The organism is Actinoplanes awajinensis subsp. mycoplanecinus (assembly GCF_001509495.1).
In the GTDB taxonomy this organism is placed as follows: domain Bacteria; phylum Actinomycetota; class Actinomycetes; order Mycobacteriales; family Micromonosporaceae; genus Actinoplanes; species Actinoplanes palleronii.
On sequence record NZ_LLZH01000300.1, the window covers coordinates 22,923 to 47,747 of the forward strand.

Consider the following 24,825-nt stretch of genomic DNA (forward strand, 5'->3'; position numbering starts at 1 on the left):
CGGATCACGCCGGGTCGACGATCGGCGCGCCGGTGACACCGACCGACGCGGCCCGGAACTGCTCCAGGGCGGCATCGGTGGTCGCCCTGGCCACCCCGGCGGTCAGCTCGAGCACCACGGTCGTCACGAAGCCCTCGGCGGCCGCATCCAGCGCGGTCGCGCGTACGCAATGGTCTGTCGCGATGCCGACCACCTCGACCTCGGTGACGGCCCGGTCCCGCAGCCATCCGGCGAGGGTCTCCCCGGCCTCGGTGTGACCCTCGAACCCGGAATACGCCGCCTTGTGCTCGCCCTTGTGGAAGACCGCCTCGATCCGGTCGGTGACCAGCTCGGGGTGGAAGTCGGCGCCGGACGAACCGACCACGCAGTGCTCCGGCCAGGTGTCGACGTAGTCGGGGTGCGTGCTGAAGTGCGCGCCCGGATCCACGTGATAGTCCTTGGTGGCGACCACGTGGTCCCACCGCTGGCCGGCCCGGTCGAGCACCAGCGAGATGCCCTTGGCGACCGCGGCACCGCCGCCGACCGCCAACGAACCACCCTCGCAGAAGTCGTTCTGCACATCCACGATGATCAGCGCGCGTGACATCGAGAGCCCCTAAGCGGTGGGAATGATGATGACCGGAAGAGCCGGGTCGCCCGCGGAGAGCTTGAGGCCCTCCCACGGGATGGAGATCAGGCACTGCCGGAGGTGTTCGCGGGACTCCTGCAGGCTGGGGCGGTGCTGCGGCTCGCCGGAGGCGATGTACGTCCGCTGCAGCAGCCGGTCGTTGGCTTTGTGGTCGGGCACACCCTGGGAGACGATGATCTCCTCGATGGCGGTGCCGGTGGGTTTGTGCCGGCGCACCGCGGTCTTGCGGCCGCCGACCGTCGCCTTGTTCTCCGAGCGCTTGACGACCGGGCGGCCGGCCACCTCGACCAGCTTGTAGACCAGGCCGGCGGTGGGCGCTCCGGAGCCGGTGACCACCGCGGTGCCGGCGCCGTACATGTCGACCGGCTCGGCGGCGAGCGTGGCGATCGAGTACTCGTCCATGTCGCCGGAGACGATGATCTTGGTTTCGGTCGCGCCGAGCGAGTCGAGCAGCTCGCGGGAGTGCTGGGCCAGCACCGACAGGTCACCCGAGTCGATCCGGACGGCCCGCAGGTCGGGCCCGGCGACCGCGATCGCGTTCCGGATGCCCTGGGTGATGTCGTACGTGTCGACGAGCAGCGTGGTGTTCTTGCCGAGCGCCGCCACCTGCGAGGCGAACGCGGTCGGCTCGTCGTCGTGCAGCAGCGTGAACGCGTGCGCCGAGGTGCCGGTGGTCGGGATGCCGTAGGTCCGCCCGGCCGCGAGGTTGGAGGTGGACGCGAAACCGGCCAGGTACGACGCCCGGGCGGCGGCGACCGCGGCCTGCTCGTGGGTGCGCCGGGAGCCCATCTCGATGATCGGGCGGCCACGGGCGGCGGTGACCATCCGCGCGGCGGCGGCCGCGATCGCACAGTCGTGGTTGAGCACCGACAGGATCAGCGTCTCCAGCACCACGCACTCGGCGAACTTGCCGGAGACGGTGAGGATCGGCGAGCCGGGGAAGAACAGCTCGCCCTCGGCATACCCCTCGACCTCGCCGGTGAAGTGGTAATCCGTCAGCCAGGCGGCGGTCGACTCGTCGACCACGCCGGACGAGCGCAGGTAGTCGATCTCGCCCGCGTCGAAGCGGAACTCGGCGATCATGTCGATCAGGCGGTCGGTGCCCGCGACCACGCCGTACCGCCGGCCGGTGGGCAGGCGGCGGGCGAAGACCTCGAAGACGCATTGCCGATCCGCGGTGCCGTCCTTCAAGGCGGCACTGATCATGGTCAGCTCGTAGTGGTCGGTCAGCAGGGCCGGCGCGATGGTCTCCACGGCCCCACCCTATTGCGCCGAAGGTGACAGTGCGGTGACAGCCCCAGGAAGGGACCTTCGACCTGCGGTTCGGCGCTCCGATTCACGGGTACGGCCGAACCGGTGGCACCATGGGGGCATGGCGTCTCCTCAGGTTGCTCCCGTCGAAACGCCGGAGATCGAGGAAGTCCCGGCGGAGGACCGACCTTGGGTGACCATCGTCTGGGACGATCCGGTCAACCTCATGTCGTACGTGACCTGGGTCTTCCAGAAGCTCTTCGGGTACAACAAGGAAAAGGCCGAGAGGCTGATGATGGACGTGCACACCAAGGGCAAGGCGGTGGTTTCCACCGGTGCCCGGGAGCGCATGGAGATGGACGCCAACCAACTGCACGGATACGGTCTTTGGGCAACTGTGGACCGAGCCTGACAAAGCGGGTGGGGAAGAGCATGTTCCGACGCAGCGGCGGTCAGTGTGTGGCCACGTTCGCGCACGATGAAGTGCGTGTCTTGCGGAAAGTGGCCGCCGAGGTGGTGGGTCTGCTGACCGACGGGATGGATCACACCGATCCGGTGGTCTCCCGATTGTTTCCGGACATCTATCCGGACAAGCCGGAGGACTCGAGTGAGTTCCGGCTGTACACCGAGGGCGATCTGATGACCGCCAAGATCGACCAGGCCGGCGCCATCCTGGCCGCGCTCCCGGACGAGGGCGAGGGCGAGGTGCGCCTGGACGGCGAGGCCGCCGAGGCCTGGCTGCGGGCGATCAACGACGCCCGGCTGGCGATGGGCACCCGCCTCGACATCCAGGCCGACACCGATCTGGCCGAGGAGCTCGACGACGCGGTGCTGGAGGATCCCGGGTCCAGCCGGGTGTTCCAGCTGTCCGTTTATGCCTACCTGGGATACCTCCAGGAGTCCCTGCTCAACGCGCTCCCGGAGATCAAGTAACCGCGAGGAGTGTGTGCCTCGCCACGCTCGGAGCGACGAAATACTTCGGTAATGTGAACGGTGTGCTGACCATCGACAGTTCGATCGTGCGTGCGATCGTCGCCCACGCCCGCCGGGACCACCCCGACGAGGCCTGCGGCGTGGTCGCCGGCCCGCTCGGCACGGACGTGCCGGCCCGGCACATCCCGATGGACAATGCGGCGCGGTCGATGACGTTCTACGAGTTCGATTCGATGGAGCACCTGCGGGTGTGGCGCGAGATGGATGACAACGACGAGGAGCCGGTGGTCATCTACCACTCGCACACCGCGACCGAGGCGTACCCGTCCCGGACCGATGTCTCCTTCGCCGGCGAGCCGAACGCGCACTATCTGCTCGTCTCGACCCGTGAGCCGGATTCCGACGAGATCCGTTCGTTCCGTATCGTGGACGGTGTGGTGACCGAAGAAGAGGTCAACATCGTGGATGCAACGGTGAAGTCGTGAAGGTGAGTGTCGTGCAGTCGTACATGTTCGGGCAGAGCCCGGCGTCGGTGTTCTACGAGTGTTGCCGGGTCCGCTAGACCCCGACCTCAGCACCCGCCTGCCCACATCTCGACTCTCTAGGAGCATGACGACCATGGCTATCGAAGTCCGCGTTCCCACCATCCTGCGCAACTACACCGGCGGCGCGAAGATCGTCGAGGGCGCCGGCGACACCCTCTCCGGCCTGATCGACGACCTGGACGCCAAGCACAACGGCATCAAGGGCCGCCTGATCACCGCCGAGGGCGGGCTGCACCGGTTCGTCAACATCTACGTCAACGACGAGGACGTCCGGTTCCTCGGCGCGCTCGACGCGAAGCTGAACGACGGCGACTCGATCACCATCCTCCCGGCCGTTGCCGGTGGCGCCCTGGGCTTCGCGGCGGCAGCCGCCCTGCTGGGCCGGTAGCCTTCCAACCGCCCTGCCCTCCACCCTTAAAAAGGACAGAAGGCTTATATGGCTCGCTATGAGAGCCTGCTGGACGCGTGCGGGGGCACGCCGCTGGTCGGCCTGCCCCGTCTCTCCCCGGTGGTGCCCGAAGGGGCGCCGCCGGTGCGGCTCTGGGCCAAGCTCGAGGACCGCAACCCGACCGGCAGCATCAAGGACCGCGCCGCGCTCTTCATGGTGCGCGAGGCCGAGGAGTCCGGGCATCTCCGCCCGGGCGACACCATCCTCGAGCCGACCAGCGGCAACACCGGCATCGCCCTGGCGATGGTGGCGAAGCTGCGTGGGTACCGCCTGGTCTGCGTGATGCCGGAGAACGTCTCGGTCGAGCGGACCCAGGTCCTCCGGATGTATGGCGCGGAGATCATCTTCTCGCCGGCCGCCGGCGGCTCGAACCAGGCGGTGGCCACGGCCAAGCAGATCGCCGCCGAGCATCCGGACTGGAAGATGCTTTTTCAGTACGGCAATCCGGCGAACGTCCGCGCGCACTACGAGACCACCGGCCCCGAGCTGCTGCACGACCTGCCCACGGTCACGCACTTCGTGGCCGGCCTGGGCACCACCGGCACCCTGATGGGCACCGGGCGGTTCCTCAAGGAGAAGGTCGAGGGCATCCAGATCGTCGCCGCCGAGCCGCGGTACGGCGAGGTGGTCTACGGCCTGCGCAACATCGACGAGGGTTACGTCCCCGAGCTGTACGACGCGAGCGTCCTGGACCGCCGGTTCTCGGTCGGCACCCGGGACGCCGTACTGCGGACCCGTCAGCTGGTCGAGGTGGAAGGGATCTTCGCCGGCTTCTCCAGCGGCGCGATCCTGCACGCCGCGCTGGCGGTCGCCCACGAGGCGGTCAAGGCCGGTCGCCGGGCCGACGTGGCGTTCGTGATCGCCGACGGCGGGTGGAAGTACCTCTCCACCGGCGCGTACGGCGGCACGTTGAACGACGCGGAAGAGGCCCTCGAGGGCCAGCTCTGGGCCTGATCCGCCTCGGCCGGGTCAGTAACGGACGGCCAGCAGCAGGGCGCCGAACATCGGCGGCGCCGCGCTGAACAGCATGATCCACGGCAGGGTGCGCTGGTGGACGGCGAGGAACGCGCCGGAAGCCAGCCCCACGCTGAACATGGTCAGCATCGCGAGCGCCGGCAGGTACCAGCCCGGCGCTCCGTTGAAGACCGCCACCAATGCGTACAGGCCGACACCGACTCCGGTGAGACCGAGCATTGCGCAGTACCCCGCCATCGCGAGGACTCGAGTCGAATCGGGTGCCGGATCGTCTTCCGCCGGGAACCGGAACACCGCGGGTTCCAGCTCCCACGACGGTTCGAAGGGCATGATTTCGGGTAACGCACGCCGGGAGATACTGGCGGGCTCGACCACGGTCACGTCGCCTCCATCGGATCGCTTTCAGGTACTCACTCAGAGCAACGCGGAGGGCTTACCGGACGTGACGGTGGAAATGGTGACGACCGAGGTCACAGCGGCTGTGACGTGCGTTGTCGATTTAGCGACAAATCGATCAGTTGTTAACGTCAGGCAGTGGTCAGCGCGTACGCTTCGCACCGTGATTGACTGGTCTGACAAGTCCAGCGCAGACCGGTCGGGCGGGGCGTGGACGACCCAATCGTGGCCGACCCAGTGTGAGTCAGAGGGACCCGCATGCGACTAACCGTTCTCGGTTGTGCCGGGAGTTTCCCCGGCCCCGAGTCGGCTTGTTCGGCCTATCTCGTGGAAGCCGAAGGATTCCGGCTGCTGATCGACTTCGGGTCGGGAGCGCTCTCCGCCATGCAGCGGTATTCCGACATGCGCGCCGTCGATGCGATCCTGCTCACCCACCTGCACTGCGACCACATGCTGGACGCGTGCACCTACGTCGTGGTCCGGCGCTACGACCCGGCCGGCCCGCTGCCGCCGCTGCCGATGTACGCGCCGATGGGCGCCGCCGAGCGGATCGCCGCCGCGTACAGCGCCGAGGGCGAGCCGGTCGACGACGTCTACACGTTCTACGGCCTGCAGCCGGGCACGTTCCCGATCGGGCCGTTCCAGGTCACCGTCGACCGGGTGAACCACCCGGTGGAGACGTACGGCGTCCGCATCGAGCACGGCGGTCACGTGCTGGCCTACTCCGCGGACACCGCGCCCTGTGAGGCGCTGCTGCGTCTGGCGGCCGGCGCCGACCTGTTCCTCTGTGAAGCCAGTTACATGGACGGCGTGGTCAATCCGCCCGATCTGCACCTGACCGGCGGCGAAGCAGGCGAGGCCGCCACCAAGGCTGACGTGGCGAAGTTGCTATTGACCCACCTTGTCCCGGCCTGGGCCAGTGAGGCCTCTATTGTGGAAGCGGCCGGGGCCGCGTACGCGGGACCGGTCGAAGTCGTCCGCCCGGGTGCCAGATACGATCTCTGAGCCGGTACGGGGGCGAGATCGGCTTGCACCGCTGCACCTCGTGTCGTGACTTTGGAGTTGTTGCATGCGCATCGTTCGCCTGGCCAACTTCGTCACGGTCCATACCGGCGGGCTGCGGACCACCCTGCGCGAGCTCGGCAAGGGCTACAAGAAGGCGGGCCACGAGCCCGTCCTGATCATTCCCGGCCGTACGTTCAAGGACCAGCAGGTCCGCCAGGGCCGGGTGATCACGCTGCCCAGCGCGCAGATCCCACGGACCGGCGGCTATCGCGTGATGGCCGGGCGACGTGACCTGATCAAGCTGCTGGACAGCCTGAAGCCGGACCGGATCGAAGTCTCCGACCGCACCACGCTGCGCTGGACCGGCACCTGGGCCCGGCAGCGCGGGGTCCGGTCGATGATGGTCTCCCACGAGAGCCTGGCCGGCCTGCTCGGCGTCTGGGGCATGCCGAAGCGCGACGCCCTGGCCGACCGGTTCAACCGCCGGACCGCGGAGGCCTTCGACACGATCGTCTGCACCACCGCGTACGCCGCGGCCGAGTTCCGCCGCCTGGGCGTGCCGAACCTGGTCGAGGTGCCCCTCGGCGTCGACCTGAACACGTTCCACCCCAGCCGGCAGGACCCCGCGGTGCGCGCCCGTTACGCCCGCCCCGAGGAACTGCTCATCGTCTATGCCAGCCGGCTCTCCGCGGCGAAGCGTCCCGAGCTGGCGGTGGACACGGTAGCGGCACTGCGCAACGGCAAGTCGCCGGCGGTTCTGGTGGTGGCCGGTGAGGGCCGGCGACGAGCTGCGCTGGCGTACCGGGCGGCGCGGCTACCCGTACGATTCGCTGGTCACATCGCCGACCGCAAAGCTGTCGCCGCGCTGCTCGCCTCGGCCGACGTCGTCCTCGCGCCCGGTCCGGTGGAGACCTTCGGTCTCTCCGCGCTGGAGGCGCTGGCCTGCGGCACCCCCGTGGTGGTCGACCAGCAGAGCGCGCTGCCCGAGGTGATCGGCGACGCCGGGATAGCGGTGCCGGGCAACCCCGACGCGTTCGCCGACGCGGTCTCCCGGCTGATGGACCGGCCCGCGGACGAGCGACGGGCCGCCGCCCGCGCCCGCGCCGAGCAGTTCAGCTGGTCGCGCTCGGTCGAGGGCTTCCTGGACGCGCACGACCTGCATCCGGCCGTGGCGCCCGCATCGGCTCCGGCGCCCACACTGATCCGCCCGGCGGTCCCGCGGCCGCGTCTGGTGCGCGATGCTGGGGCGGACGAAGCGGGCACGCCCCGTTACGCATAGGGTTGGGGACATGGCGCGACCCGACGGCCGAGCGGCCGACCAGCTGCGACCGGTGACCCTGACCCGGCATTGGAGCATCCACCCCGAAGGTTCGGTGCTGGTGGAGTTCGGCAACACCCGTGTGCTGTGCACCGCCAGCGTCACCGAGGGGGTGCCCCGCTGGCGCAAAGGCTCCGGCCTGGGCTGGCTCACCGCGGAGTACGCGATGCTGCCGCGCGCCACGAACACCCGTGGTGACCGGGAGAGCGTCAAGGGCAAGGTCGGCGGGCGTACCCAGGAGATCTCCCGCCTGATCGGCCGCAGCCTGCGGGCCTGCATCGACCTCAAGGCGCTCGGCGAGAACTCGATCGTCCTGGACTGCGACGTGCTGCAGGCCGACGGCGGCACCCGGACCGCCGCGATCACCGGCGCCTACGTCGCCCTGCACGACGCGGTGACCTGGCTGGCCGGGCGCAAGGCGCTGGCCGGCAAGATCGACAAGGTGTTGCACACCTCCATCCAGGCGATCAGCGTCGGGATCATCGACGGCGAGGCCCGATTGGATCTTCCGTACGAGGAGGACGTCGCGGCCGAGGTCGACATGAACGTGGTGTGCACCGGCGCCGGAGACTTCGTCGAGGTCCAGGGCACCGGTGAGAACGGCGTGTTCCGCCGCGCCCAGCTGGACGAGATGCTCGACCTGGGCGTCCGGGGTTGTGCCGAATTGGCGGTCGCGCAGCAGAAGGCGCTTGCCGCGTGAGCGCCCGGCTCCTCCTTGCCACCGGTAACAAGAAGAAGCTCGTCGAGCTGCAGCGCATCCTCGACAACGCGCTCGGCCTGAGCCAGATCGAGCTGATCGGCCTGGGTGACTTCCCGGACTACCCGGACGTGCCGGAGACCGGCCTCACCTTCGGCGAGAACGCGCTGATCAAGGCCAGGGAAGGCGCCAAGCGGACCGGCCTGCCGACCGTCGCCGACGACTCCGGCCTGGCGGTGAACGCGCTCAACGGCATGCCCGGCGTGTTCAGCGCCCGCTGGTCCGGCGGACACGGCGACGACGCGGCCAACCTGGACCTGGTGCTGGCCCAGATCGGCGACGTCGGCGACGAGCACCGTGGCGGAGCGTTCGTCTGCGCGGCCGCGCTGGTGCTGCCGAACGGCCGGGAACACCTGGTCGAGGGCCGCCAGACCGGCCGGCTGCTGCGCGCCCGGCGCGGCGAGGGCGGCTTCGGCTACGACCCGATTTTCATCGGCGACGGCCAGGACCGCACCAACGCGGAGCTGAGCCCGGCCGAGAAGGACGCGATCAGCCACCGCGGCAAGGCGTTCCGCGAGCTGGCCAAGGTCATCTCCAAGGAACTGCCCCGCTAGATTTTTTTCTGACCCGCCCACGAGCCGTTCCGCAAGGTTCGTGGGCGGGTTTGACTTTGCCCCAGGGTCAAGGTTCAGCATCGATGGCATGCTCTCGATCGGCGCGTTCGCCCGGGTCACCCGGCTCTCTCCCAAGGCCCTCCGGCTGTATGACAAGTTCGGCCTGCTCCGGCCGGCCGTCGTCGACGAGGCATCGGGCTATCGCTTCTATGCGGAGGCACAGCTCGAACAAGCCCGGCTGATCGCCTGGCTGCGCCGCCTCGGCATGCCGCTGGCCGAGATCCAGCGAGTCTGCGCTCTGCCACCGGAGTCGGCGGCCGAGGCGGTGGCCAGGCACTGGGAGCAGGTCGAGGCCGAGACAGCCGCCCGCGCCCGCCTCGCCGGGTTCCTGATCGACCATCTCGCCGGCCGGGCCGCCGCTGCGGTCACCCTCGGGTTGCGGTGCGCGGCCAGCGCCAGGCCCGGCCCGCTCCGGGACACCAACGACGATTTTGCGTACGCCGGATCGCGCCTGCTGGCGGTCGCCGACGGCATGCGTGGTCACCGCGGCGACCAGGTCGGTGAGGCGGCGATCGGCGCGCTGAAACCCCTCGAGACGCTTGCCGACCTGACCATCCCGGCCGACGACCTGCTCGGGACGCTGGCCGAGGCGGTGCGCGAGGCGGAGCGGGCGATCGCGGCCATCTCCGAGGACGCCGTGACCACCCTGACCGCCCTGTTCTGGTCCGGTTCGCGGCTGGCCCTCGCCCACATCGGCGACACCCGGGCCTACCGCCTGCGCGACGGCGAGCTGGGCCAGATCACTCACGACCATACGTATGTGCAGGAGCTCATCGACGACGGCCGGCTGACCACGGCCGAAGCCGCCGTGCACCCGCAACGGGCGCTCCTGGTGCACGCCCTGACCCCGGGCGGCGGCGACTCACCCGACCTGTCGATGCACGACGCCCGGGCCGGTGACCGCTATCTGCTCTGCACCGACGGCCTCTCCACCGTGGTGCCGGCGGCCGAGATGTGCTCGGTGCTGAGCGGCCCGGCCGACCCGCAGCAGGCGGTCGGCGAGCTGATCGGCCGGGCGTATCGGTATGGCGCCCCGGACAACGTCGCGGTGGTGGTCGCCGACGTGGTGCGCCTCGACCCGCCGAGCGACTCGAGTGTTGTCGCGGCGCGCGGTGCCGGGCCGGGCGGCGACGAGTCGGGGCCGGCGTGATGGACCGGCGGCCGCTGGCGATCCCGGCCTTTCGTCGACTGTGGGTGGCCTCTCTGGTCTCCGCGGTGGGTGGCTCGTTCAGCGTGGTCGCGGTCCCGGTGCAGCTCTATGCGATGACCGGCTCGTCGGCCACGGTGGGCATGGCCGCCGTGGTGTCGTTCGTGGCGCTGGCCGGGTCGGCGCTCGGGACCGGGGCGCTGGCCGATCTGCGGGACCGGCGCCGGGTGCTGCTGGCCGCGCAGGCCGGCCTGGCCGTGGTCTATGCGGCGCTGTGGGTGCAGGCGGTGCTCGGCGGCGCTCCGCTGCCGGTCGTGCTGCTGCTGGTGGCCGGTCAGGGCCTGAGCCTGGGTGCGATCAGCACCATGTCCGGCGCGGTCCTGCCCCGCCTGGTCCCGGCCGACCTGCTGCCCGCGGCGAACAGTCTGAACTCCCTGGTCCGCTATACCGGCGCCATCCTCGGCCCGGCCCTGGCCGGCCTGCTGATCCCGGTCACCGGCCTCCCGCTCCTCTACCTCTGCGACGCGGCGGCCCTGCTCGCCGTCCTCCGCGCCATCCACCTGCTCCCGCCCCTCCCGCCGCTCCCGACAACCGCGCCCACCGCCGACTCCGCGGTGCCCGCGGCCTCGCCCGGGGCCGACTCCGCGGTGCCCGCGGCCTCGCCGGCGGCCGATCCCGCGGCGCCCATCGCCGTGGCCACCGCTGACACTGCGGCGCACGCAGCCTCGCCTACGGACCGCTCTGCGGCGCCCCCGGTGCCGCCCGTGTCTCCTGCGGCAGTCGTGACGGTGCCCGCGCCGACCGTCGGGTGGGCGGTGCGGGAAGTGGCCGGGCACCTGTCGGCCGGATTCCGCCGTCTGATGCGGAGCCGGGTGCTGCTCGCGGTGCTCGCTGTCGATCTCGCGGCGATGGTGTTCGGTATGCCGGTGGCGCTCTTTCCCGAGCTGGCCGAGCGGACCTTCGGCGGACCGTCCGGCGGCGGGCCGGCTCTCGGGCTGCTCTATGCCGCCTACCCGGCCGGGGTCGTGCTGGCCGGGCTCGGGTCGGCCGCTTTCACCCGGGCCCGTCGGCACGGCCTGCTGATGGCCGGTGCCGCGATCGCCTGGGGCGTGACGGTGGTGCTGCTCAGCCTCAGCCCCTGGCTGTGGGCGGCGGTGGTCGTGCTGGTGGCCGGTGGCGCGGTCAACTTCGTGCTGAGCACGTTCCGCAACGCGATCTCCCAGGCACATATCGAGGACGCCGTGCGCGGCCGGATCCAGGGCGCACTGACCGTCGTGCTGCTCGGTGGCCCGCAGCTGGCCAACCTTTTGCACGGCGCGGCCGGCGCCCTCATCGGCCCACGCCTGACCATCGGCCTCGGCGGCCTGCTCACGGTCCTGACCGTCACCGCGGTCCTTTGTGCGGTGCCTGAGCTACGCCGCTACCCGGACACGGTGGTGTTGTGCGATGCCCGAGCCGGGTCACTGTCCGGTCGCCGCGGTGTCTGAGCCGGGCTGTTCATCGGAGGGTGTGGTCAGGGAGGCGGCGACGGTGGTGACGAACCACTGTTCGAACTGGGGGGCTGACCAGCCTCGCTGGGTGATGAGCCAGTCGTAGTTGCGGATGTCCTGTGCCAGCCACAGCACGTCGGCGGCCTGATCCTGGCTGATGCGGATCTCGCCGGTCTCGGTCAGGTCCGCGGCGAACATCAGCATGCCTTGGCGGCGTTCCTCGAGATTCTTGCGCCAGATCGCCGCGGCGTCGGCGTCGGCGGTGGCGGCGCCGGCCAGTGCCACCATCACGCGAGCCTGCCGGGCGTGCACCTCGGCGAGGTGCCGGGCGTAGCGGGCGAGCTTCGGGCGCAGGCCGGTCAGCGCGCGAATGTCGCCGACGAACGACCGGTCCGGCATCGCCACCTGCTCGTCGTCGCCGACCAGGGTGACGTCGACCAGGTCGGAGAGCAGCTGGCGTTTGCTGCCGAAGACCGCGTACACCGTCTGGACCGCGACGTCGGCCTCGGCGGCGACGGCGGTGAGCGGGGTCGCGGCATAACCGGGGTCGACGAACAGCTTGGCAGCGGCGTCGAGGATCGCTCGCCGGGTCTGCCGCGCCTGTTCCTGACGCCTGGGCGACACATATCGGCGGTTGACAGCCACCGGTGCAGCGTAGTGCAATATTGGATAGAGCTTCACTCTATTCACTAAAGCCATAGGTGGTCGATATGCCGTTCGGCGTCGTTCAGGACATGCCCGGAGTCACCGAGCAGGAGTATCGGCAGGTCGAGAAGCACCTCGGCCCGGACCGTCCGCCGGGCCTGCTGGCCCACGTCGCCGGTCCCTCGGAGCAGGGCTGGCGGATCATCAACGTCTGGGCGGACGAGGCGGCGTTCCGGCGGTTCCAGTCGGAGCGCCTGGTCCGTGCCGCGGGCCTGGCCGCTCAGGAGGGCGGCTTCGACCCGACCAAGGCCGCCACGTTCCGGTCGGCCAGCGTCGACGGTGCCGAAATGCCGTTCTGATGGCGGACGCGTCCGCGCTGCGTGCCCGCAACGCGGTCTTCTGGGAGCAGGCGGCGCCCGGCTGGATCACCCATGCCGACTGGCAGGACGAGATCGGCCGGCCGCTGGGTGCCGCGGCGCTGGACTGGCTGCGGGTGCGGCCCGGGGAACGGGTGCTGGACGTCGGCTGCGGGTGTGGCGGCACCACTGCCGAGCTCGCCGGGGCGGTGGCGCCGTCGGGCAGCGCGGTGGGCCTCGACATCGCCGCGGCGATGGTGGCGGCGGCGCGGGTCCGGTTCACCGGGCCGGGCCTGCGGTTCCTGGTCGGCGACGTGGAGACCCTGGATCGAGTGCCCGGCGCGCCGTTCGACGCCGTGCACTCCCGGATGGCGCTGATGCTCTTCGCGGATCCGGTTGCCGGGCTGTCCACGATCCGGCGGTCGTTGCGCGCGGGCGGGCGGCTGGCCGCGACGGTGTTCCGCGACGGCGGGGTGAATCCGTGGCTGCCGGCGGCCATGCTCGGCGCGGCGCCGTCGCTGGGCGCGATGCCACCGTTGCCGATCGGGGACGAGCCGGGGCCGTTCGCCTTCGCCGACCCGGCAAAGGTGACCGGCTTGCTCACCGCGGCGGGCTTCACCGACGTCGCGGTCGTCGCGCAGGACGTCACGCTCGAGGCGCCGGACGATCCCGCAGCGGTCGCCGCCTGGCTGATCGAGATCGGTCCCGCAGGTGCGGCCTACCGGGCTGCTGATCCGCCGGCCCAGGCATCCGCCCGGGCCGGCACGGCACGGCTGCTCGAACGGTTCCGCACGGCCGGCGCCGGCTACCGACTACCGGCCGGCTGCTGGCTGATCACGGCGACGAGCCCAGGTCCCGCCGGGTAGGGCGGCGTTCATACCGAGCGTGCGTCTGTTGGTTGGTCACGGCGGCGAGCCTGCTGGCTGGGCACGGCGGCACGTTTGAATCCACCGCGCAGACAGGAATCTCGTTCATGACCTCGAGCCAGGCGATCCTCGCACTCCTCACCAGCGTCGCGGTCCTGTCCGGCTGCTCCGCCACGGACACCGCCACGCCGCCGGCCGGCGCCGCAACAGCTCGGACCACCGTCGCGGCAGCCGACTGCGGCGACGCCGCCACCAAGGTCCAGGAACACGTCACCAGCTCCGAGGTCCGGCAGGTCACGGTGAACGGCCAGTGCACCAATCTCACCATCGACACCGCACTGGCCGACGACGACACCGTCGGCGGCAAGGCGATCTGCGAGGCGGCCGGCGAGGTCGCCTACACCGGCGACATCAACTCGGTCACCGTGCTGAGCAAGTCGGGCGCCGAGATCTCCACCGGCATCGCCGGAGCAAGCTGCCTACCCTGACCGGCCCGAGGCCCGGGCCCGAGGCCCGGACCCGAGGCCCGGACCTAAGGCCGGGCGCCGGGCCCGGAAAAGGGAGAGGGGAAGAAGGGTCAGAGCGGCGCGCCGATGGCTGCCTCGATGGTGGCGCGGAGAGCCGGGCCGGCCAGGACCGTGCGGGTCTGCTCCAGGACCGGGGCCAGGAAGATGTCCGGCCCGGGCTTGCCCGCGAACGGCTCCACCGCCTCCACCGCGGCCCGCCCGGCCGGTGACGGCGTGATCGGCGCGCGCAGCTGGAGGCCCCGGACCGCGGAGAGCAACTCCACGGCCAGCAGGCTTGTCAGGTTGTCCAGGACGGTGCGGAGCTTCTTGGTGGCCGCCCAGCCCATCGAGACGTGGTCCTCCTGCATGCCGCTGGTCGGCAGCGAGTCGACCGACGCGGGGGACGCCAAGCGGCGGTTCTCGGCGACGATGCCGGCCGCGGTGTACTGGGCGATCATCAGGCCCGAGTTCACGCCGGCGTCCGGGGAGAGGAACGGGGGGAGGTCACGGCTGCGGGTCACGTCCAGCAGCCGGTCCACCCGGCGTTCGGAGATCGCACCGACCTCGGCGGCCGCGATGGCCAGGAAGTCGGCGGCGAAACCGAGGGGCGCGCCGTGGAAGTTGCCGGTCGACTCGACGCGGCCGTCCGGCAGCACCACCGGGTTGTCGACGACGGAGATCAGCTCGCGGCCGGCTGTCACCCGTACAAAATCGAGGGTGTCCCGTGCCGCACCGGCGACCTGGGGCGCGCAGCGGATCGAATAGGCATCCTGCACCGCGTGTGCCAGGTCATCCCGGTGCGAATCCATGATCGCGGAGCCCTGCAGCAGCCGGTGGATGTTGGCGGCCGAGGCGGCCTGCCCCGGGTGCGGCCGGATCGCGTGCAGTTCGGGCAGGAACGGCCGTTCCGAGCCGAGCATCGCCTCGGTGGCCAGTGCCGCGGTCACGTCCGCCATGGCGAACAGGTGCTCCGCGTCGGCGATCGACAGCAGCAGCATCCCGAGCATGCCGTCGGTGCCGTTGATCAGCGCGAGGCCCTCCTTGGCGGCCAGCTCCAGCGGGCGCAGCCCGGCGGTGTGCAGCGCCTCGGCGGCGGAGGCCCGGCCGCCGTCCTTGCCGACCACCCAGCCCTCGCCGAGCAGCACGATCGCGCAGTGCGCGAGCGGGGCCAGGTCACCGGAGGCGCCCAGCGAGCCGTGCTCCGGCACCCACGGGGTGATGCCGTGGTTGAGCAGGTCGACCAGGCCCTGTGCGAGCACCGGCCGGACACCGGAGCGGCCCATCGCCAGCGACCGCACCCGCAGCAGCATCATCGCCCGGACCACTTCGCGGGGCATCGGCGCCCCGATCCCGGCGGCGTGCGAGCGGATCAGCGCGTGCTGCAGCTCGGCGCGGCGTTCCGGAGCGATCGAGGTGTTGGCGAGCGCGCCGAAGCCGGTGGACACGCCGTAGACCGGGCGGCCGGAGGCCTCGATGCCGTCCACGATGGCGCGGCTGGTCGCCATCGCCTCGATGGCGGCGGGGGAGAGTTCGACCTTGGCGTCGCCGCGGGCCACGGCGAGCACGTCGGCGGGTTCGATCCCGGTGGGCTGAACGATAACGGTCATAAGGGCACTCCGTCGTGCATGCGGTTGATAGCGGTGGGGAAAGCGACCCGGCCGCCGCTGATCACGGTGCGGATCAGCGGCACGCCCGGGCGGTAGGCCAGGTGCAGGTGTGACGGCGCGTCCAGGATCAACAGGTCCGCCCGGGCGCCGACCTGGATCACGCCGATGTCGTCGCGGCGCAGCGACTGGGCCCCGCCCGCGGTCGCGGCCCGGACCGCCTCGGCCGGCGTCATCCGCATCTCCCGGACGGCCAGCGCGATGCAGAACGCCATCGACGAGGTGTATGACGATCCGGGGTTGCAGTCGGTGGCGAGCGCGACCGACACCCCGGCGTCGAGCAGCCGCCGGGCGTCCGGATAGGGCGACCGGGTGGAGAATTCCGCGCCGGGCAGCAGCGTGGCCACGGTCCGGCTCCAGCCTTCATGGCACATGCAGGCGACGGTCACCGAGGCCAGCGCGTCGACGTCCGCGTCGCTGAGGTGCGTGCAGTGGTCCACGCTTGCCGCGTCCATCTCGACGGCCAGCTGGACGCCCGGGCCCGGCCCGAGCTGGTTGCCGTGCAGCCGCAGGCCCAGGCCCATCGCCTTGCCGCACTCCAGGATGTTCCGCGCCTGATCTTCGTCGAAGGCGCCGCGCTCGACGAAGACATCAACCCATTTTGCGTACGGGGCGGCAGCCGCCAGCATCGGCCCGCAGATCAGCCCGACGTACTCGTCCGCGCGGCCCTGGTACTCGGCCGGCACGACGTGTGCACCGAGGAACGTGGTCTCGCTGGTGAACTCCGACGCGATCCGCAGTGAGCGGGCCTCGTCCGTGACGTTCAGGCCGTACCCGGATTTGATCTCGATGGTGGTGGTGCCCTGCCGCAGCGCCTCGCGTACCAGGCGACTCGCATTGTCGCGGAGTTCCTGGTCGCTCGCGGAGCGAGTGGCGCCGACCGTGGTCCGGATCCCGCCCCCGGTGTACGGCTCGCCGGCCATCCGCGCGGCGAACTCCGGCGCGCGGTCCCCGGCGAACATCAGGTGCGCGTGGCTGTCCACGAAGCCGGGCAGCACCGCGGCGCCGCCCGCGTCGATCCGCTCGTCGGCGTCCGGCGCCTCGGTGGCCGCGCCGACCCAGGCGATCCGTTCACCGTCCAGCACCACCGCGGCGTCGCGGGTCAGGTGACGGGCGCCGTTGGTGAACAGCTCGCCGATGTTGGTGATCAACAAGCTCATGCCAGCACCGCCGTGATCGCCGAGGTCAGATCCCGGGGTACGTCCATGGTCAGGTGCCGCCCCCCGGCCACGATCACCCGGCCGTCCACGATCACGTCGGTCACGTCGGCCGCCGTCGCCGCGAAGATCATCCCGGCCGGGTCGACCCCGGCCGTCCGCGCGCTGGACAGTGACACCGCGACCAGGTCGGCGCGCTGCCCCACCGCGATCTCCCCGGCGTCGGCCCAGCCCAGCGACGCGTGCCCGGTACGGGTGGCCGCCGCCAGCAGCTCACCCGCGCCGAAGTGCCCGCGCTGCCGGGTGGCCAGCCGCTCGTCCAGCTCCACGGCGCGGGCCTCCTCGAACAGGTCGATCACCGCGTGGCTGTCGCTGCCCAGGGTGAGGAACGCGCCCGCGTCGGCCAGCGCCCGGGCCGGCCCGATCCCGTCGGCCAGGTCCCGCTCGGTGGTCGGGCAGAGGCAGACGTACTGCCCCGCCAGCAGGGCGCGATCGTTGTCGGACAGGTGGGTGGCGTGCACCGCGGTGGTCATCGGCTGCCAGACGCCCATCCGGTCGAGCAGCTCGGTGGGGGAGCAGCCGTGCACGGCCTGGCACTGCTCGTTCTCGGCCGGCTGCTCGGAGAGGTGCACGTGCACCGGCAGCCCGTCGGTGCGCTGCGCGAACGTCGCCATCCCGTCGACCGGCACCGCGCGTACCGAGTGCAGCGCCGCCCCGATCCGCGCTCCCGCACCGCCGCGCAGGGCGCTGAACCGCTCGTACCAGCCGTCGTAGTCACCGTCGCCGAACCGGCGCTGCACACCCTCGAGGGGCTTCCCGTCGACGCTCGAGGTCAGGTAGACCGTGTCGAGCAGGGTGATCCGGATACCGGCCTCGGCGGCGGCCGCGGTCAGGGCGTGACCCATCGCGTTCGGGTCGGCGTACGGGGTGCCGTCCGGTCCGTGGTGCAGGTAGTGGAACTCGCCGACGCTGGTGATCCCGGCCAGGGCCATCTCGCCGTAGACCGCCTTGGCGAGGGTGAAGTAGTTGTCCGGGTCGAGTCGCCCGGCGACCTGGTACATCAGCTCACGCCAGGTCCAGAAGCTGCCACGGTCGCCGTGGGTGCGGCCGCGCAGGGCTCGGTGGAAGGCGTGCGAGTGCGCGTTGGCCAGGCCAGGCATGACGAGGCCGCGGAGTCTGGTGCCCGCAGTGCCCGGTTTTACCGCGGAAAATCTGCCATCGGTCACTTCTATCTGGACATTTTGCGCAATGGTCCCGCCGACCCAGGCGTATTCGGCCAGGTAGGTGGTCACGTCAACGACTCCAGCACCGTCGCCAGCGCCTCGACCCCGGCCGCACAGTCCTCGTCCGAGGCGCTCTCGGCCGGCGCGTGCGACACCCCGGTCGGGTTGCGGACGAAGAGCATCGCGGTCGGCAGGTGCGCGGAGAGCACCCCGGCGTCGTGCCCGGCACCGGTCGGCAGGATCGGCGCGTCACCGAGCAGCACGGACAGCCGCCGGGCCAGCTCGGTGTCGAAGGCCACCTCGGCGGTGACCGACTCGGCGACGACCGAGAGCTCGGTGCCGTCCACGCCGGCCCGCTCGTTGGCCCGCTTGAGCACCGATTCGAGCAGCCGGTCGAGCGTCGCGGTGTCCACGGCCCGGGCGTCCAGCCAGCCGCGGACCAGCGACGGGATCGCGTTCGTGGCGTTCGGTTCGGCCTCGACCCGGCCCACGGTGGCGTGTGCCCCGGTCAGCCGGGCCTCCTGGTTCGCGGAGAGCACGGTGTGCGCGAAGGTCAGCATCGGGTCGCGCCGGTCGGTCATCCGGGTGGTGCCGGCGTGGTCGCCGGTGCCGGTGAACTCCATCCGCCACCGGCCGTGCGGCCAGATCGCGCTACCGACCCCGACCGGGACCTCCAGCGCGCGGCCCTGCTCGATGTGCAGCTCGACAAACGCAGCGAGGTTCTCGATCGGCGCTGACTTGCCGGTCGGCAGGGACCCGAGCGCTTCACCGAACGTGACGCCGTCCCGGTCGGTCAGCGCGGCCGCCTTCTCCGGCGTGATCATGCCGGTGAGCAGGCGAGAACCCAGGCAGGGTACGCCGAACCGGCCGCCCTCCTCCTCCACGAACGCCCCGATAGCGATCTTGCGGCGTTCCGGCAGCCGGTCGACCGCCAGAAAAGCGCTGACGATGCCCAGCGGCCCGTCGTAACCTCCGCCGTGCGGGACCGAGTCGAAGTGCGAGCCGGTCAGCACCGTCCCCGGCGCCCACGGCTCGTCGCACCAGGCGAACAGGTTCCCGTTGCCGTCCTCGGTCACGGTCATCCCGCGCCGCTGCGCCTGGCCGCGGAACCAGTCGCGCAGGGTCAGCTCGGGCGGCGTCAGGGCGTACCGCAGGTAGCCGCCGCTCGACGCCCGGCCGATCTCGGCGATCTCGGCCCAGAGGGCGGCGAAGTCACTCATCGCGCATCGGGATCTGCACGCCGGGCGCGGCTTCCGACTCGTACCCGGCGTCCACGTGCCGCAGCACACCCATCGCCGGGTCGTTGGTCAGCACCCGCTCGATCTTCTGACCCGCCAGGGCCGTCCCGTCGGCGACGCACACCTGGCCGGCGTGGATGCTGCGGCCGATGCCCACCCCGCCACCGTGGTGGATCGAGACCCAGCTCGCCCCGGACGCCGTGTTGACCAGCGCGTTCAGCAGCGGCCAGTCGGCGATCGCGTCCGACCCGTCGAGCATCGACTCGGTCTCCCGGTACGGCGAGGCCACCGACCCGGAGTCCAGGTGGTCACGGCCGATCACCAGCGGCGCGGACACCTCGCCGCGCGCGACCATGTCGTTGAACTTGACGCCGGCCTTGTCCCGCTCGCCGTACCCGAGCCAGCAGATCCGGGCCGGCAGCCCTTGGAACGCGACCCGCTCGCCGGCCAGCTTGATCCAGCGGGCCAGGGGCTCGTTCTCCGGGAACAGGTCGAGCACGGCCCGGTCGGTGGCGGCGATGTCGGCCGGGTCGCCGGAGAGCGCCGCCCAGCGGAACGGACCCTTGCCCTCGGCGAACAGCGGCCGGATGTAGGCCGGCACGAAACCCGGGAAGTCGAACGCCCGCGCGTACCCGGCGAGCTGGGCCTCACCGCGGATCGAGTTGCCGTAGTCGAAGACCTCGGCGCCGGCGTCCAGGAAGCCGACCATCGCCTCGACCTGGGTGGCCATGCTGGTCCGGGCCCGCTCGGTGAACTCCTCGGGCTTGGTCCGCGCGTACTCCAGCGCGTCCGCGGCCTCCACCCCGATCGGCACGTAGCTGAGCGGGTCGTGCGCGCTGGTCTGGTCGGTCACGATGTCGATCTCGGCGCCGCGGCGGAGCAGCTCGGGGAAGACCTCGGCGGCGTTGCCGACCACGCCGATGGAGAGGGCCGCCCGCGCCGTCTTGGCCTGCCCGGCCCGCACCAGGGCGTCGTCCAGGGAGTCCGCGATCACGTCGAGGTACCGGTTGTCGACCCGGCGCTGCAGGCGGGTGCGGTCCACGTCGACGACCAGGCAGACGCCGCCGTTCATGGTCACCGCGAGCGGCTGTGCGCCACCCATGCCGCCGCAGCCGCCGGTCAGCGTGACCGTGCCGGCCAGGTCGCCGCCGAACCGCTTGGCGGCCACCGCGGCGAACGTCTCGTAGGTGCCCTGCAGGATGCCCTGGGTGCCGATGTAGATCCACGAGCCGGCGGTCATCTGTCCGTACATGGTCAGCCCGAGCTGCTCCAGCCGGCGGAACTCCGGCCAGGTCGCCCAGTCGCCGACCAGGTTCGAGTTGGCGATCAGCACGCGCGGCGCCCACTCGTGCGTGCGCAGCACCCCGACCGGCTTGCCCGATTGCACCAGCAGCGTCTCGTCGTCGGAGAGCAGGTCGAGCTCACGGACGATGGCGTGGAAGGAGGGCCAGTTCCGGGCCGCGCGGCCGGTCCCGCCGTACACCACAAGATCTTCTGGCCTTTCGGCCACCTCCGGGTCGAGGTTGTTCATCAACATGCGCTTGGCAGCTTCTTGCGGCCAGCCCATTGCGGTGTACGCGGAACCGCGCGGGGCACGGATCTCCATCGTCGTCATCTCCCTCTGCAGGTCCTAAACCACGAAGACGTTCCGGCGGGTGGCGGACGCCTCGAACTCCTCGAGACGGCTCTGCACCGCCTCGGGTGCGGCGTCGCACATCGCCTCGAGCAGCACCATGGCCATCGCCATCGGCCCGGTGTGCAGGTCGAACACGAGTTGGGTGCCGACCGCGGCGGGCAGCACCACGTCGGCCGTGTCGGCGATCGGGCTGACCGCCGAGTCGGTGATCGCGACCACGGCGAAGCCGGCGGCCTTGGCCTCGCGGACCGCCTCGACCGACTCGCGGGGGTAACGCGGCAGCACGATCGCCAGCATCGCACCGGCGCCCGCGGCGCGGGCCTGATCCAGCCGGTCCTGTAGCCCGGTACCGCCGGTGTCCAGCACCCGCACGTCCGGGAAGACCTTGCTGGCGAAGTACCCGAAGTAGCCGGCGAGCGGCGCGGCGGCCCGCAGGCCCAGCACCGGCAGCGGCCGGCTGGCGGCGAGCAGTGCCGCGGCGGCGCGGACGTCGTCGAGCCGGTGCAGGTCGTCGGCGAGCCGCCGCAGGTGCTCGGTCTCGGCCAGCACCGCACGCTGGATCGTGTTCTGCCCGGCCGGCTCGCTCGGCGCGTCCGAGGAGAGCGCGCGCAGCTCGCGGCGCAGCGCCGGATAACCGGAGTAGCCCAGGGCCATGGCGAACCGGGTCACCGACGGCTGGCTCACCCCGGCCAGCTCGGCGACCTCGGCCGCGGACAGGTAGGCCGCCTTCGCGGCGTGCTCGACCAGGCAGTGCGCGATCCGCCGCTGAGTCGGAGTGAGGCGCGCCCCCTGAAACAGGTCGAGCACCCGTTCCGCCGTCCTGACCACTCCGTCATTCACGCCGCCAGCCTATGCATAAAAACTTTCAGACACCAGGCCCCCGGCTGGTTCCTGGGGGTGTCTCGAGCGGCCGGAGGCACCCCTGAGGGCCAGCCGGTCTCCGCGCGGTCGCGGGCGGGCGGTGGCGGTCGAGGGGCTGGCGGAACGTGAAAAGGTGAGGGCATGCGGATCGCTGCGCTGCACACGTACCCGGTAAAGGGTTGCCACCGCCTGGACCACGACGAAGCCGGAGTGGAGCCCTGGGGCCTGACCGGCGACCGCCGGTGGATGCTGGTCGACGCCGGCGGCGTCGGTGTCACCCAACGCGAGACCCCGCTGCTGACCCAGCTCACCGTGCGGCCGCGCCCCGGCGGGCTCCGGCTCAGCGCCCCCGGGTTGCCCGAGATCGATCTGGACGAGCCGGCCGGCGGCCCGAAGGTCGCGGTGCGGGTGTTCCGCAACAAGCCGGAGGTGCCGGCCCGGCACGCCGAGGCGGGGAGCGCGTGGTGCAGCGAGTTCCTCGGCCGGGACGTGCGGCTGGCCTGGCAGGCCGACCCGACCGGGCGGACCATCCCGGAGGCGGCGCAGCCCGGTGACCGGGTCAGCCTCGCCGACGGCTACCCGGTGCTGCTGGCCAACACCGCGTCGCTGGACGCGGTGAACGGCTGGCTGGTCGAGGGCGGCGACGAGCCGGTGCCGATGCACCGGTTCCGGCCGAACCTGGTGGTCGACGGCGCGCCCGCGTGGGCCGAGGACGGCTGGCTGGGCCGGCGGCTGCGGATCGGCGAGGTGACCTTCCGGGTGTCGAAGGCCTGTCCGCGGTGCCGGGTGACCACTATCGATCAGGAGACCGGTGAGACCGGGCGGCAGCCGTTGACAGTGCTCGGGCAGCACCGCCGGATCGACGGCGGCCTGATGTTCGCGGTGAACCTGATCCCGGAGCTGTCCGCGGGTGACACCGGAGTGTTGCGGGTCGGCGACTCGGTGGTACCGCAGGAGTGACTCGGCACTCATTAGCGGTACTCGTGTCTTAGGAGTGTCTTAGAAGATTTGCTGGGAGCGCTCCACCCGACGAGTATCGCTCAGCGTGAGTGCTCATCGACGACCGTTCTCGAACCGTTGGCTGGCCGCCGGCGGCGCCGCTGTTCTCGCCGGGATCATCGGCGTGGCGTTGCTGCTGCAGACCGGCGGGTCGGCCTGCGCCGCGCCGCCGAGCACCAGCGCGAAGTCCGGCAAGGCGACCTTCTACGACCTGGCCGGCACGTCCGGTAACTGTTCGTTCGAGGTGCCCGCCGACGATCTCTACGTGGCGCTGGGCCCGGACCAGTACGCCGCGGGCGCGTCCTGCGGCGCGTACCTCGACGTCACCGGGCCGAAGGGCAAGGTCCGGGTCAAGGTCTTCGACTCCTGCCCGGAGTGCGACACCGGCCACCTGGACCTGAGCCGCACCGCGTTCAAGAAGATCGGCGCCGAGGTGGCCGGGATCATCCCGATCACCTACAAGCTGGTCGCGAACCCGTCGGTGCCCGGCCCGGTCACCGTCCGGATCAAAGAGGGCGCGTCGCAGTACTGGTTCGCCGCGCGGATCGACAACCACGCGAACCTGCTGTCCTCGGTCAAGGTCTCCAGCGGCGGCGGCAGCTTCAAGACCGCGCACCGCGAGGACTACAACTACTGGTTGATCGACAGCGGCGCCGGGTCCGGCCCCTACAAGATCAAAATCACTGATGTGTACGGCAACAGCACCACGGTGTCCGGAATCGACATGAAGCCTGGCGTGGTTCAGAAGACGTCGGCGTCGATCTCCGGCGGCTCCTCCACCGTCGAGAAGGCCACCACCACGAAGGCCAAGACCACGGCCTCGGCGTCGGCCTCACCCGCCGCGAAGAAGTCATCCCCCGCCACCAAGCCCACGACCGTTGCTCCGTCGGCGTCCTCGGTGGCCCCGCTGCTCGAGTCGGCCCCTGCCGCCCCGGGCACCACCGAGGACGCCCTGGTCAACCTCACCGCCGCCGACGCCACCAAGCCCAACTGCGGCTGACAGCACCCAGCAAGTCGACAGCCCGCCGCCGAGCGCACCCCGGCCGCGGGCTGTTTGACGTGTGCACAACCTGTGGATAACCCGCCAACCCCCCGTACAAAAAGGGCAAAAAGCTACAAAAAGCGGCCCGCAGCCACACCGCGGGATGCGAGCGAAGCGAAGCATGGGGGTAACCGCAACCCAGGCAGTGGGGTAAGCGCGACTGAACCGCCTACCCGGTCACCGTGATGCGGGGCTTCCGGGGGCTCGGCCCCCGGAGCCAGCATGACGAGGCGTCATGGTGAGCGCGTTTCGCGAACACACTGCGCCTGCGCCTTGTGCGGAAGAAGGGACTCGAACCCTCACGCCCTCTCGGGCACGGGCACCTAAAACCCGCGCGGCTGCCATTTCGCCACTCCCGCTCGTTCTGCTCATCAAGAGCAAAGCGTTGCGCAGAGAGTCTAAACGGTTCAGCCGGTCGGTGCCTCGTCGGTTCTGGCGGAACCTGGTCGTTCGGGCCCGCTGACCGGGTAAACCGTGCACGGCGGCCGCCTTGCGGGTTGGGTACCGCATGACAACCGCCGTGAGCCCGGACCACCCCGCGCCGCGGCGGGACTTGTGGATCGCCCTCCTCATCGGCGCGGATGGCCCGGAGTTGCACACTTTCGGCGAAGTCCGAGCCGATCGGGGTCAGTCCAGGCCGAGGTCACGGCGCAGCTTGGCGACGTGGCCGGTGGCCTTGACGTTGTAGAAGGCCCGCTCGATCGCGCCGTTCTCGTCGATCACGAACGTGGACCGGATCACCCCGGTCACCGTCTTGCCGTACAGCTGCTTCTCGCCGTACGCGCCGTACGCGATCAGCACGCTCTTGTCCTCGTCGCTGACCAGCGGGAACGTGATCGCGTCGCGCTCGCGGAACTTGGCCAGCTTGGCCGGCTTGTCGGGGGAGATGCCGACCACCTCGTACCCGGCGGCCTGCAGGGAGGCGAGTGAGTCGCGGAAGTCGCAGGCCTGCTTGGTGCAGCCGGGTGTCATGGCGGCCGGGTACGCGTACAGCACCACCTTGCGCCCGCGCAGATCCTTGAGCGAGAGCTGGTCGCCGTTGTCGGTCGGCAGGGAGAAGTCGGGCGCGGCGTCGCCGGCGTCGAGACGCACGATGTCAGTCATGGGACCGACGATAGTGCCGGG

26 protein-coding genes, 1 tRNA gene and 1 pseudogene are annotated in these 24,825 nt (G+C 71.0%); 16 read left to right on the top strand and 12 right to left on the bottom strand.

The features are described 5' to 3' along the window. Positions 1-4 precede the first annotated feature (4 nt). Positions 5-586 carry an isochorismatase family protein gene (locus ADL15_RS35895; RefSeq protein WP_067700745.1) on the bottom strand — a complete coding sequence of 194 codons (582 nt, stop codon included), beginning with the start codon at positions 584-586 and terminating at the stop codon, positions 5-7. Positions 587-595: 9 nt separating this feature from the next. Further along, complete coding sequence (locus tag ADL15_RS35900; protein WP_067700748.1) at positions 596-1,882, bottom strand: nicotinate phosphoribosyltransferase; 1,287 nt, start codon at positions 1,880-1,882, stop codon at positions 596-598. A gap of 118 nt (positions 1,883-2,000) precedes the next feature. On the opposite strand from ADL15_RS35900, the gene clpS reads away from it, so the two are divergent. From clpS to ADL15_RS35925, 5 genes and pseudogenes are all read left to right on the top strand, one after another. Further along, positions 2,001-2,291, top strand: coding sequence for an ATP-dependent Clp protease adapter ClpS (clpS, locus tag ADL15_RS35905; RefSeq protein ID WP_067700751.1), 291 nt, complete (start codon positions 2,001-2,003; stop codon positions 2,289-2,291). Positions 2,292-2,311: 20 nt separating this feature from the next. Continuing rightward, the gene (locus tag ADL15_RS35910; protein ID WP_067700753.1) at positions 2,312-2,812 is read left to right on the top strand and encodes a DUF2017 domain-containing protein; all 501 of its coding nucleotides are present in this window, start codon (positions 2,312-2,314) and stop codon (positions 2,810-2,812) included. A gap of 62 nt (positions 2,813-2,874) precedes the next feature. Next, positions 2,875-3,374, top strand: a pseudogene (locus ADL15_RS35915) (Mov34/MPN/PAD-1 family protein). Positions 3,375-3,430: 56 nt separating this feature from the next. Further along, positions 3,431-3,745 carry a MoaD family protein gene (locus ADL15_RS35920; protein ID WP_067700871.1) on the top strand — a complete coding sequence of 105 codons (315 nt, stop codon included), beginning with the start codon at positions 3,431-3,433 and terminating at the stop codon, positions 3,743-3,745. A 48-nt stretch (positions 3,746-3,793) separates the two neighbouring features. Beyond that, positions 3,794-4,759, top strand: coding sequence for a PLP-dependent cysteine synthase family protein (locus tag ADL15_RS35925; protein ID WP_067700756.1), 966 nt, complete (start codon positions 3,794-3,796; stop codon positions 4,757-4,759). A 15-nt stretch (positions 4,760-4,774) separates the two neighbouring features. On the opposite strand, the gene ADL15_RS35930 is transcribed toward ADL15_RS35925, so the two are convergent. After that, positions 4,775-5,161 (bottom strand): hypothetical protein, encoded by a 387-nt coding sequence (locus tag ADL15_RS35930; RefSeq protein WP_067700759.1) that lies wholly within the window; start codon positions 5,159-5,161, stop codon positions 4,775-4,777. Positions 5,162-5,434: 273 nt separating this feature from the next. Between ADL15_RS35930 and ADL15_RS35935 the strand changes: the two genes are divergently transcribed. From ADL15_RS35935 to ADL15_RS35960, 6 genes are all read left to right on the top strand, one after another. Then, on the top strand, positions 5,435-6,181 hold the full coding sequence (locus ADL15_RS35935) for an MBL fold metallo-hydrolase (RefSeq protein ID WP_067700762.1): 747 nt from the start codon (positions 5,435-5,437) through the stop codon (positions 6,179-6,181). Positions 6,182-6,245: 64 nt separating this feature from the next. Next, positions 6,246-7,460: a glycosyltransferase gene (locus tag ADL15_RS35940; protein WP_067700766.1), complete on the top strand. Its 1,215-nt coding sequence runs from the start codon at positions 6,246-6,248 to the stop codon at positions 7,458-7,460. A 10-nt stretch (positions 7,461-7,470) separates the two neighbouring features. Beyond that, on the top strand, positions 7,471-8,199 hold the full coding sequence (rph, locus tag ADL15_RS35945; protein ID WP_067700769.1) for a ribonuclease PH: 729 nt from the start codon (positions 7,471-7,473) through the stop codon (positions 8,197-8,199). Next, positions 8,196-8,810 carry an RdgB/HAM1 family non-canonical purine NTP pyrophosphatase gene (gene rdgB / locus ADL15_RS35950; RefSeq protein ID WP_067700772.1) on the top strand — a complete coding sequence of 205 codons (615 nt, stop codon included), beginning with the start codon at positions 8,196-8,198 and terminating at the stop codon, positions 8,808-8,810. The genes rph and rdgB overlap by 4 nt, the downstream gene beginning before the upstream one ends. A gap of 88 nt (positions 8,811-8,898) precedes the next feature. After that, positions 8,899-10,020 (top strand): MerR family transcriptional regulator, encoded by a 1,122-nt coding sequence (locus ADL15_RS35955; protein WP_067700775.1) that lies wholly within the window; start codon positions 8,899-8,901, stop codon positions 10,018-10,020. Further along, positions 10,020-11,504 (top strand): MFS transporter, encoded by a 1,485-nt coding sequence (locus ADL15_RS35960; protein WP_067700778.1) that lies wholly within the window; start codon positions 10,020-10,022, stop codon positions 11,502-11,504. Before ADL15_RS35955 ends, ADL15_RS35960 begins: the two co-directional genes overlap by 1 nt. Here ADL15_RS35960 and ADL15_RS35965 read toward each other — a convergent pair. After that, positions 11,478-12,152, bottom strand: coding sequence for a TetR/AcrR family transcriptional regulator (locus ADL15_RS35965; RefSeq protein ID WP_232344758.1), 675 nt, complete (start codon positions 12,150-12,152; stop codon positions 11,478-11,480). The two genes, ADL15_RS35960 and ADL15_RS35965, sit on opposite strands and share 27 nt — an antisense overlap. Positions 12,153-12,217: 65 nt before the next feature. On the opposite strand from ADL15_RS35965, the gene ADL15_RS35970 reads away from it, so the two are divergent. The 3 genes from ADL15_RS35970 to ADL15_RS35980 all read left to right on the top strand — a co-directional run bounded on the left by ADL15_RS35970 (position 12,218) and on the right by ADL15_RS35980 (position 13,862). Continuing rightward, positions 12,218-12,511 carry a hypothetical protein gene (locus ADL15_RS35970; RefSeq protein WP_067700781.1) on the top strand — a complete coding sequence of 98 codons (294 nt, stop codon included), beginning with the start codon at positions 12,218-12,220 and terminating at the stop codon, positions 12,509-12,511. Further along, entirely contained in the window at positions 12,511-13,374 is an 864-nt protein-coding gene (locus tag ADL15_RS35975; RefSeq protein ID WP_067700784.1) for a class I SAM-dependent methyltransferase, read from the top strand. Before ADL15_RS35970 ends, ADL15_RS35975 begins: the two co-directional genes overlap by 1 nt. 107 nt (positions 13,375-13,481) lie before the next feature. Continuing rightward, positions 13,482-13,862 carry a hypothetical protein gene (locus ADL15_RS35980; RefSeq protein WP_067700787.1) on the top strand — a complete coding sequence of 127 codons (381 nt, stop codon included), beginning with the start codon at positions 13,482-13,484 and terminating at the stop codon, positions 13,860-13,862. Positions 13,863-13,951: 89 nt separating this feature from the next. Here ADL15_RS35980 and hutH read toward each other — a convergent pair whose 3' ends face one another. From hutH to ADL15_RS36010, 6 genes are read right to left on the bottom strand one after another with little or no spacing between them, the layout of a single operon-like run. Beyond that, positions 13,952-15,487 carry a histidine ammonia-lyase gene (hutH, locus tag ADL15_RS35985; RefSeq protein ID WP_067700790.1) on the bottom strand — a complete coding sequence of 512 codons (1,536 nt, stop codon included), beginning with the start codon at positions 15,485-15,487 and terminating at the stop codon, positions 13,952-13,954. Next, a complete protein-coding gene (gene hutI / locus ADL15_RS35990; RefSeq protein ID WP_067700793.1) occupies positions 15,484-16,704 on the bottom strand; it encodes an imidazolonepropionase in 1,221 nt (406 codons plus the stop codon). Before hutI ends, hutH begins: the two co-directional genes overlap by 4 nt. Next, positions 16,701-17,993 (bottom strand): formimidoylglutamate deiminase, encoded by a 1,293-nt coding sequence (locus tag ADL15_RS35995; protein ID WP_067700796.1) that lies wholly within the window; start codon positions 17,991-17,993, stop codon positions 16,701-16,703. The genes hutI and ADL15_RS35995 overlap by 4 nt, the downstream gene beginning before the upstream one ends. Further along, a complete protein-coding gene (locus tag ADL15_RS36000) occupies positions 17,990-19,144 on the bottom strand; it encodes an allantoate amidohydrolase (RefSeq protein WP_067700799.1) in 1,155 nt (384 codons plus the stop codon). Before ADL15_RS36000 ends, ADL15_RS35995 begins: the two co-directional genes overlap by 4 nt. After that, a complete protein-coding gene (gene hutU / locus ADL15_RS36005; RefSeq protein WP_373872909.1) occupies positions 19,137-20,777 on the bottom strand; it encodes a urocanate hydratase in 1,641 nt (546 codons plus the stop codon). The genes ADL15_RS36000 and hutU overlap by 8 nt, the downstream gene beginning before the upstream one ends. Before the next feature lie 15 nt (positions 20,778-20,792). Then, a complete protein-coding gene (locus ADL15_RS36010) occupies positions 20,793-21,638 on the bottom strand; it encodes a MurR/RpiR family transcriptional regulator (RefSeq protein WP_067700805.1) in 846 nt (281 codons plus the stop codon). A 162-nt stretch (positions 21,639-21,800) separates the two neighbouring features. On the opposite strand from ADL15_RS36010, the gene ADL15_RS36015 reads away from it, so the two are divergent. Then, positions 21,801-22,619 (top strand): MOSC domain-containing protein, encoded by an 819-nt coding sequence (locus tag ADL15_RS36015; protein ID WP_067700808.1) that lies wholly within the window; start codon positions 21,801-21,803, stop codon positions 22,617-22,619. Between the two features lie 85 nt (positions 22,620-22,704). Next, positions 22,705-23,658 carry an expansin EXLX1 family cellulose-binding protein gene (locus tag ADL15_RS36020; protein WP_067700811.1) on the top strand — a complete coding sequence of 318 codons (954 nt, stop codon included), beginning with the start codon at positions 22,705-22,707 and terminating at the stop codon, positions 23,656-23,658. Between the two features lie 318 nt (positions 23,659-23,976). On the opposite strand, the gene ADL15_RS36025 is transcribed toward ADL15_RS36020, so the two are convergent. Together ADL15_RS36025 and bcp are read right to left on the bottom strand one after the other, a co-directional pair. Beyond that, a tRNA-Leu gene (locus ADL15_RS36025) sits at positions 23,977-24,059 on the bottom strand. 268 nt (positions 24,060-24,327) lie between these two features. Next, positions 24,328-24,804: a thioredoxin-dependent thiol peroxidase gene (bcp, locus tag ADL15_RS36030; RefSeq protein ID WP_067700814.1), complete on the bottom strand. Its 477-nt coding sequence runs from the start codon at positions 24,802-24,804 to the stop codon at positions 24,328-24,330. Positions 24,805-24,825: the final 21 nt, after the last annotated feature.

Bases quoted from the DNA above. Each gene is read 5' to 3' on its own strand.
- ADL15_RS35980 (WP_067700787.1), top strand. From the start codon at position 13,482: ATGACCTCGAGCCAGGCGATCCTCGCACTCCTCACCAGCGTCGCGGTC.
- rph (WP_067700769.1), top strand. From the start codon at position 7,471: ATGGCGCGACCCGACGGCCGAGCGGCCGACCAGCTGCGACCGGTGACC.
- ADL15_RS35910 (WP_067700753.1), top strand. From the start codon at position 2,312: ATGTTCCGACGCAGCGGCGGTCAGTGTGTGGCCACGTTCGCGCACGAT.
- ADL15_RS35935 (WP_067700762.1), top strand. From the start codon at position 5,435: ATGCGACTAACCGTTCTCGGTTGTGCCGGGAGTTTCCCCGGCCCCGAG.
- ADL15_RS35955 (WP_067700775.1), top strand. From the start codon at position 8,899: ATGCTCTCGATCGGCGCGTTCGCCCGGGTCACCCGGCTCTCTCCCAAG.
- ADL15_RS35970 (WP_067700781.1), top strand. From the start codon at position 12,218: ATGCCGTTCGGCGTCGTTCAGGACATGCCCGGAGTCACCGAGCAGGAG.
- ADL15_RS35960 (WP_067700778.1), top strand. From the start codon at position 10,020: ATGGACCGGCGGCCGCTGGCGATCCCGGCCTTTCGTCGACTGTGGGTG.
- ADL15_RS35975 (WP_067700784.1), top strand. From the start codon at position 12,511: ATGGCGGACGCGTCCGCGCTGCGTGCCCGCAACGCGGTCTTCTGGGAG.
- ADL15_RS36000 (WP_067700799.1), bottom strand. From the start codon at position 19,144: ATGAGTGACTTCGCCGCCCTCTGGGCCGAGATCGCCGAGATCGGCCGG.
- ADL15_RS35925 (WP_067700756.1), top strand. From the start codon at position 3,794: ATGGCTCGCTATGAGAGCCTGCTGGACGCGTGCGGGGGCACGCCGCTG.
- hutH (WP_067700790.1), bottom strand. From the start codon at position 15,487: ATGACCGTTATCGTTCAGCCCACCGGGATCGAACCCGCCGACGTGCTC.
- bcp (WP_067700814.1), bottom strand. From the start codon at position 24,804: ATGACTGACATCGTGCGTCTCGACGCCGGCGACGCCGCGCCCGACTTC.
- ADL15_RS35920 (WP_067700871.1), top strand. From the start codon at position 3,431: ATGGCTATCGAAGTCCGCGTTCCCACCATCCTGCGCAACTACACCGGC.
- ADL15_RS35940 (WP_067700766.1), top strand. From the start codon at position 6,246: ATGCGCATCGTTCGCCTGGCCAACTTCGTCACGGTCCATACCGGCGGG.
- ADL15_RS35895 (WP_067700745.1), bottom strand. From the start codon at position 586: ATGTCACGCGCGCTGATCATCGTGGATGTGCAGAACGACTTCTGCGAG.
- hutI (WP_067700793.1), bottom strand. From the start codon at position 16,704: ATGAGCTTGTTGATCACCAACATCGGCGAGCTGTTCACCAACGGCGCC.
- hutU (WP_373872909.1), bottom strand. From the start codon at position 20,777: ATGACGACGATGGAGATCCGTGCCCCGCGCGGTTCCGCGTACACCGCA.
- clpS (WP_067700751.1), top strand. From the start codon at position 2,001: ATGGCGTCTCCTCAGGTTGCTCCCGTCGAAACGCCGGAGATCGAGGAA.
- ADL15_RS36015 (WP_067700808.1), top strand. From the start codon at position 21,801: ATGCGGATCGCTGCGCTGCACACGTACCCGGTAAAGGGTTGCCACCGC.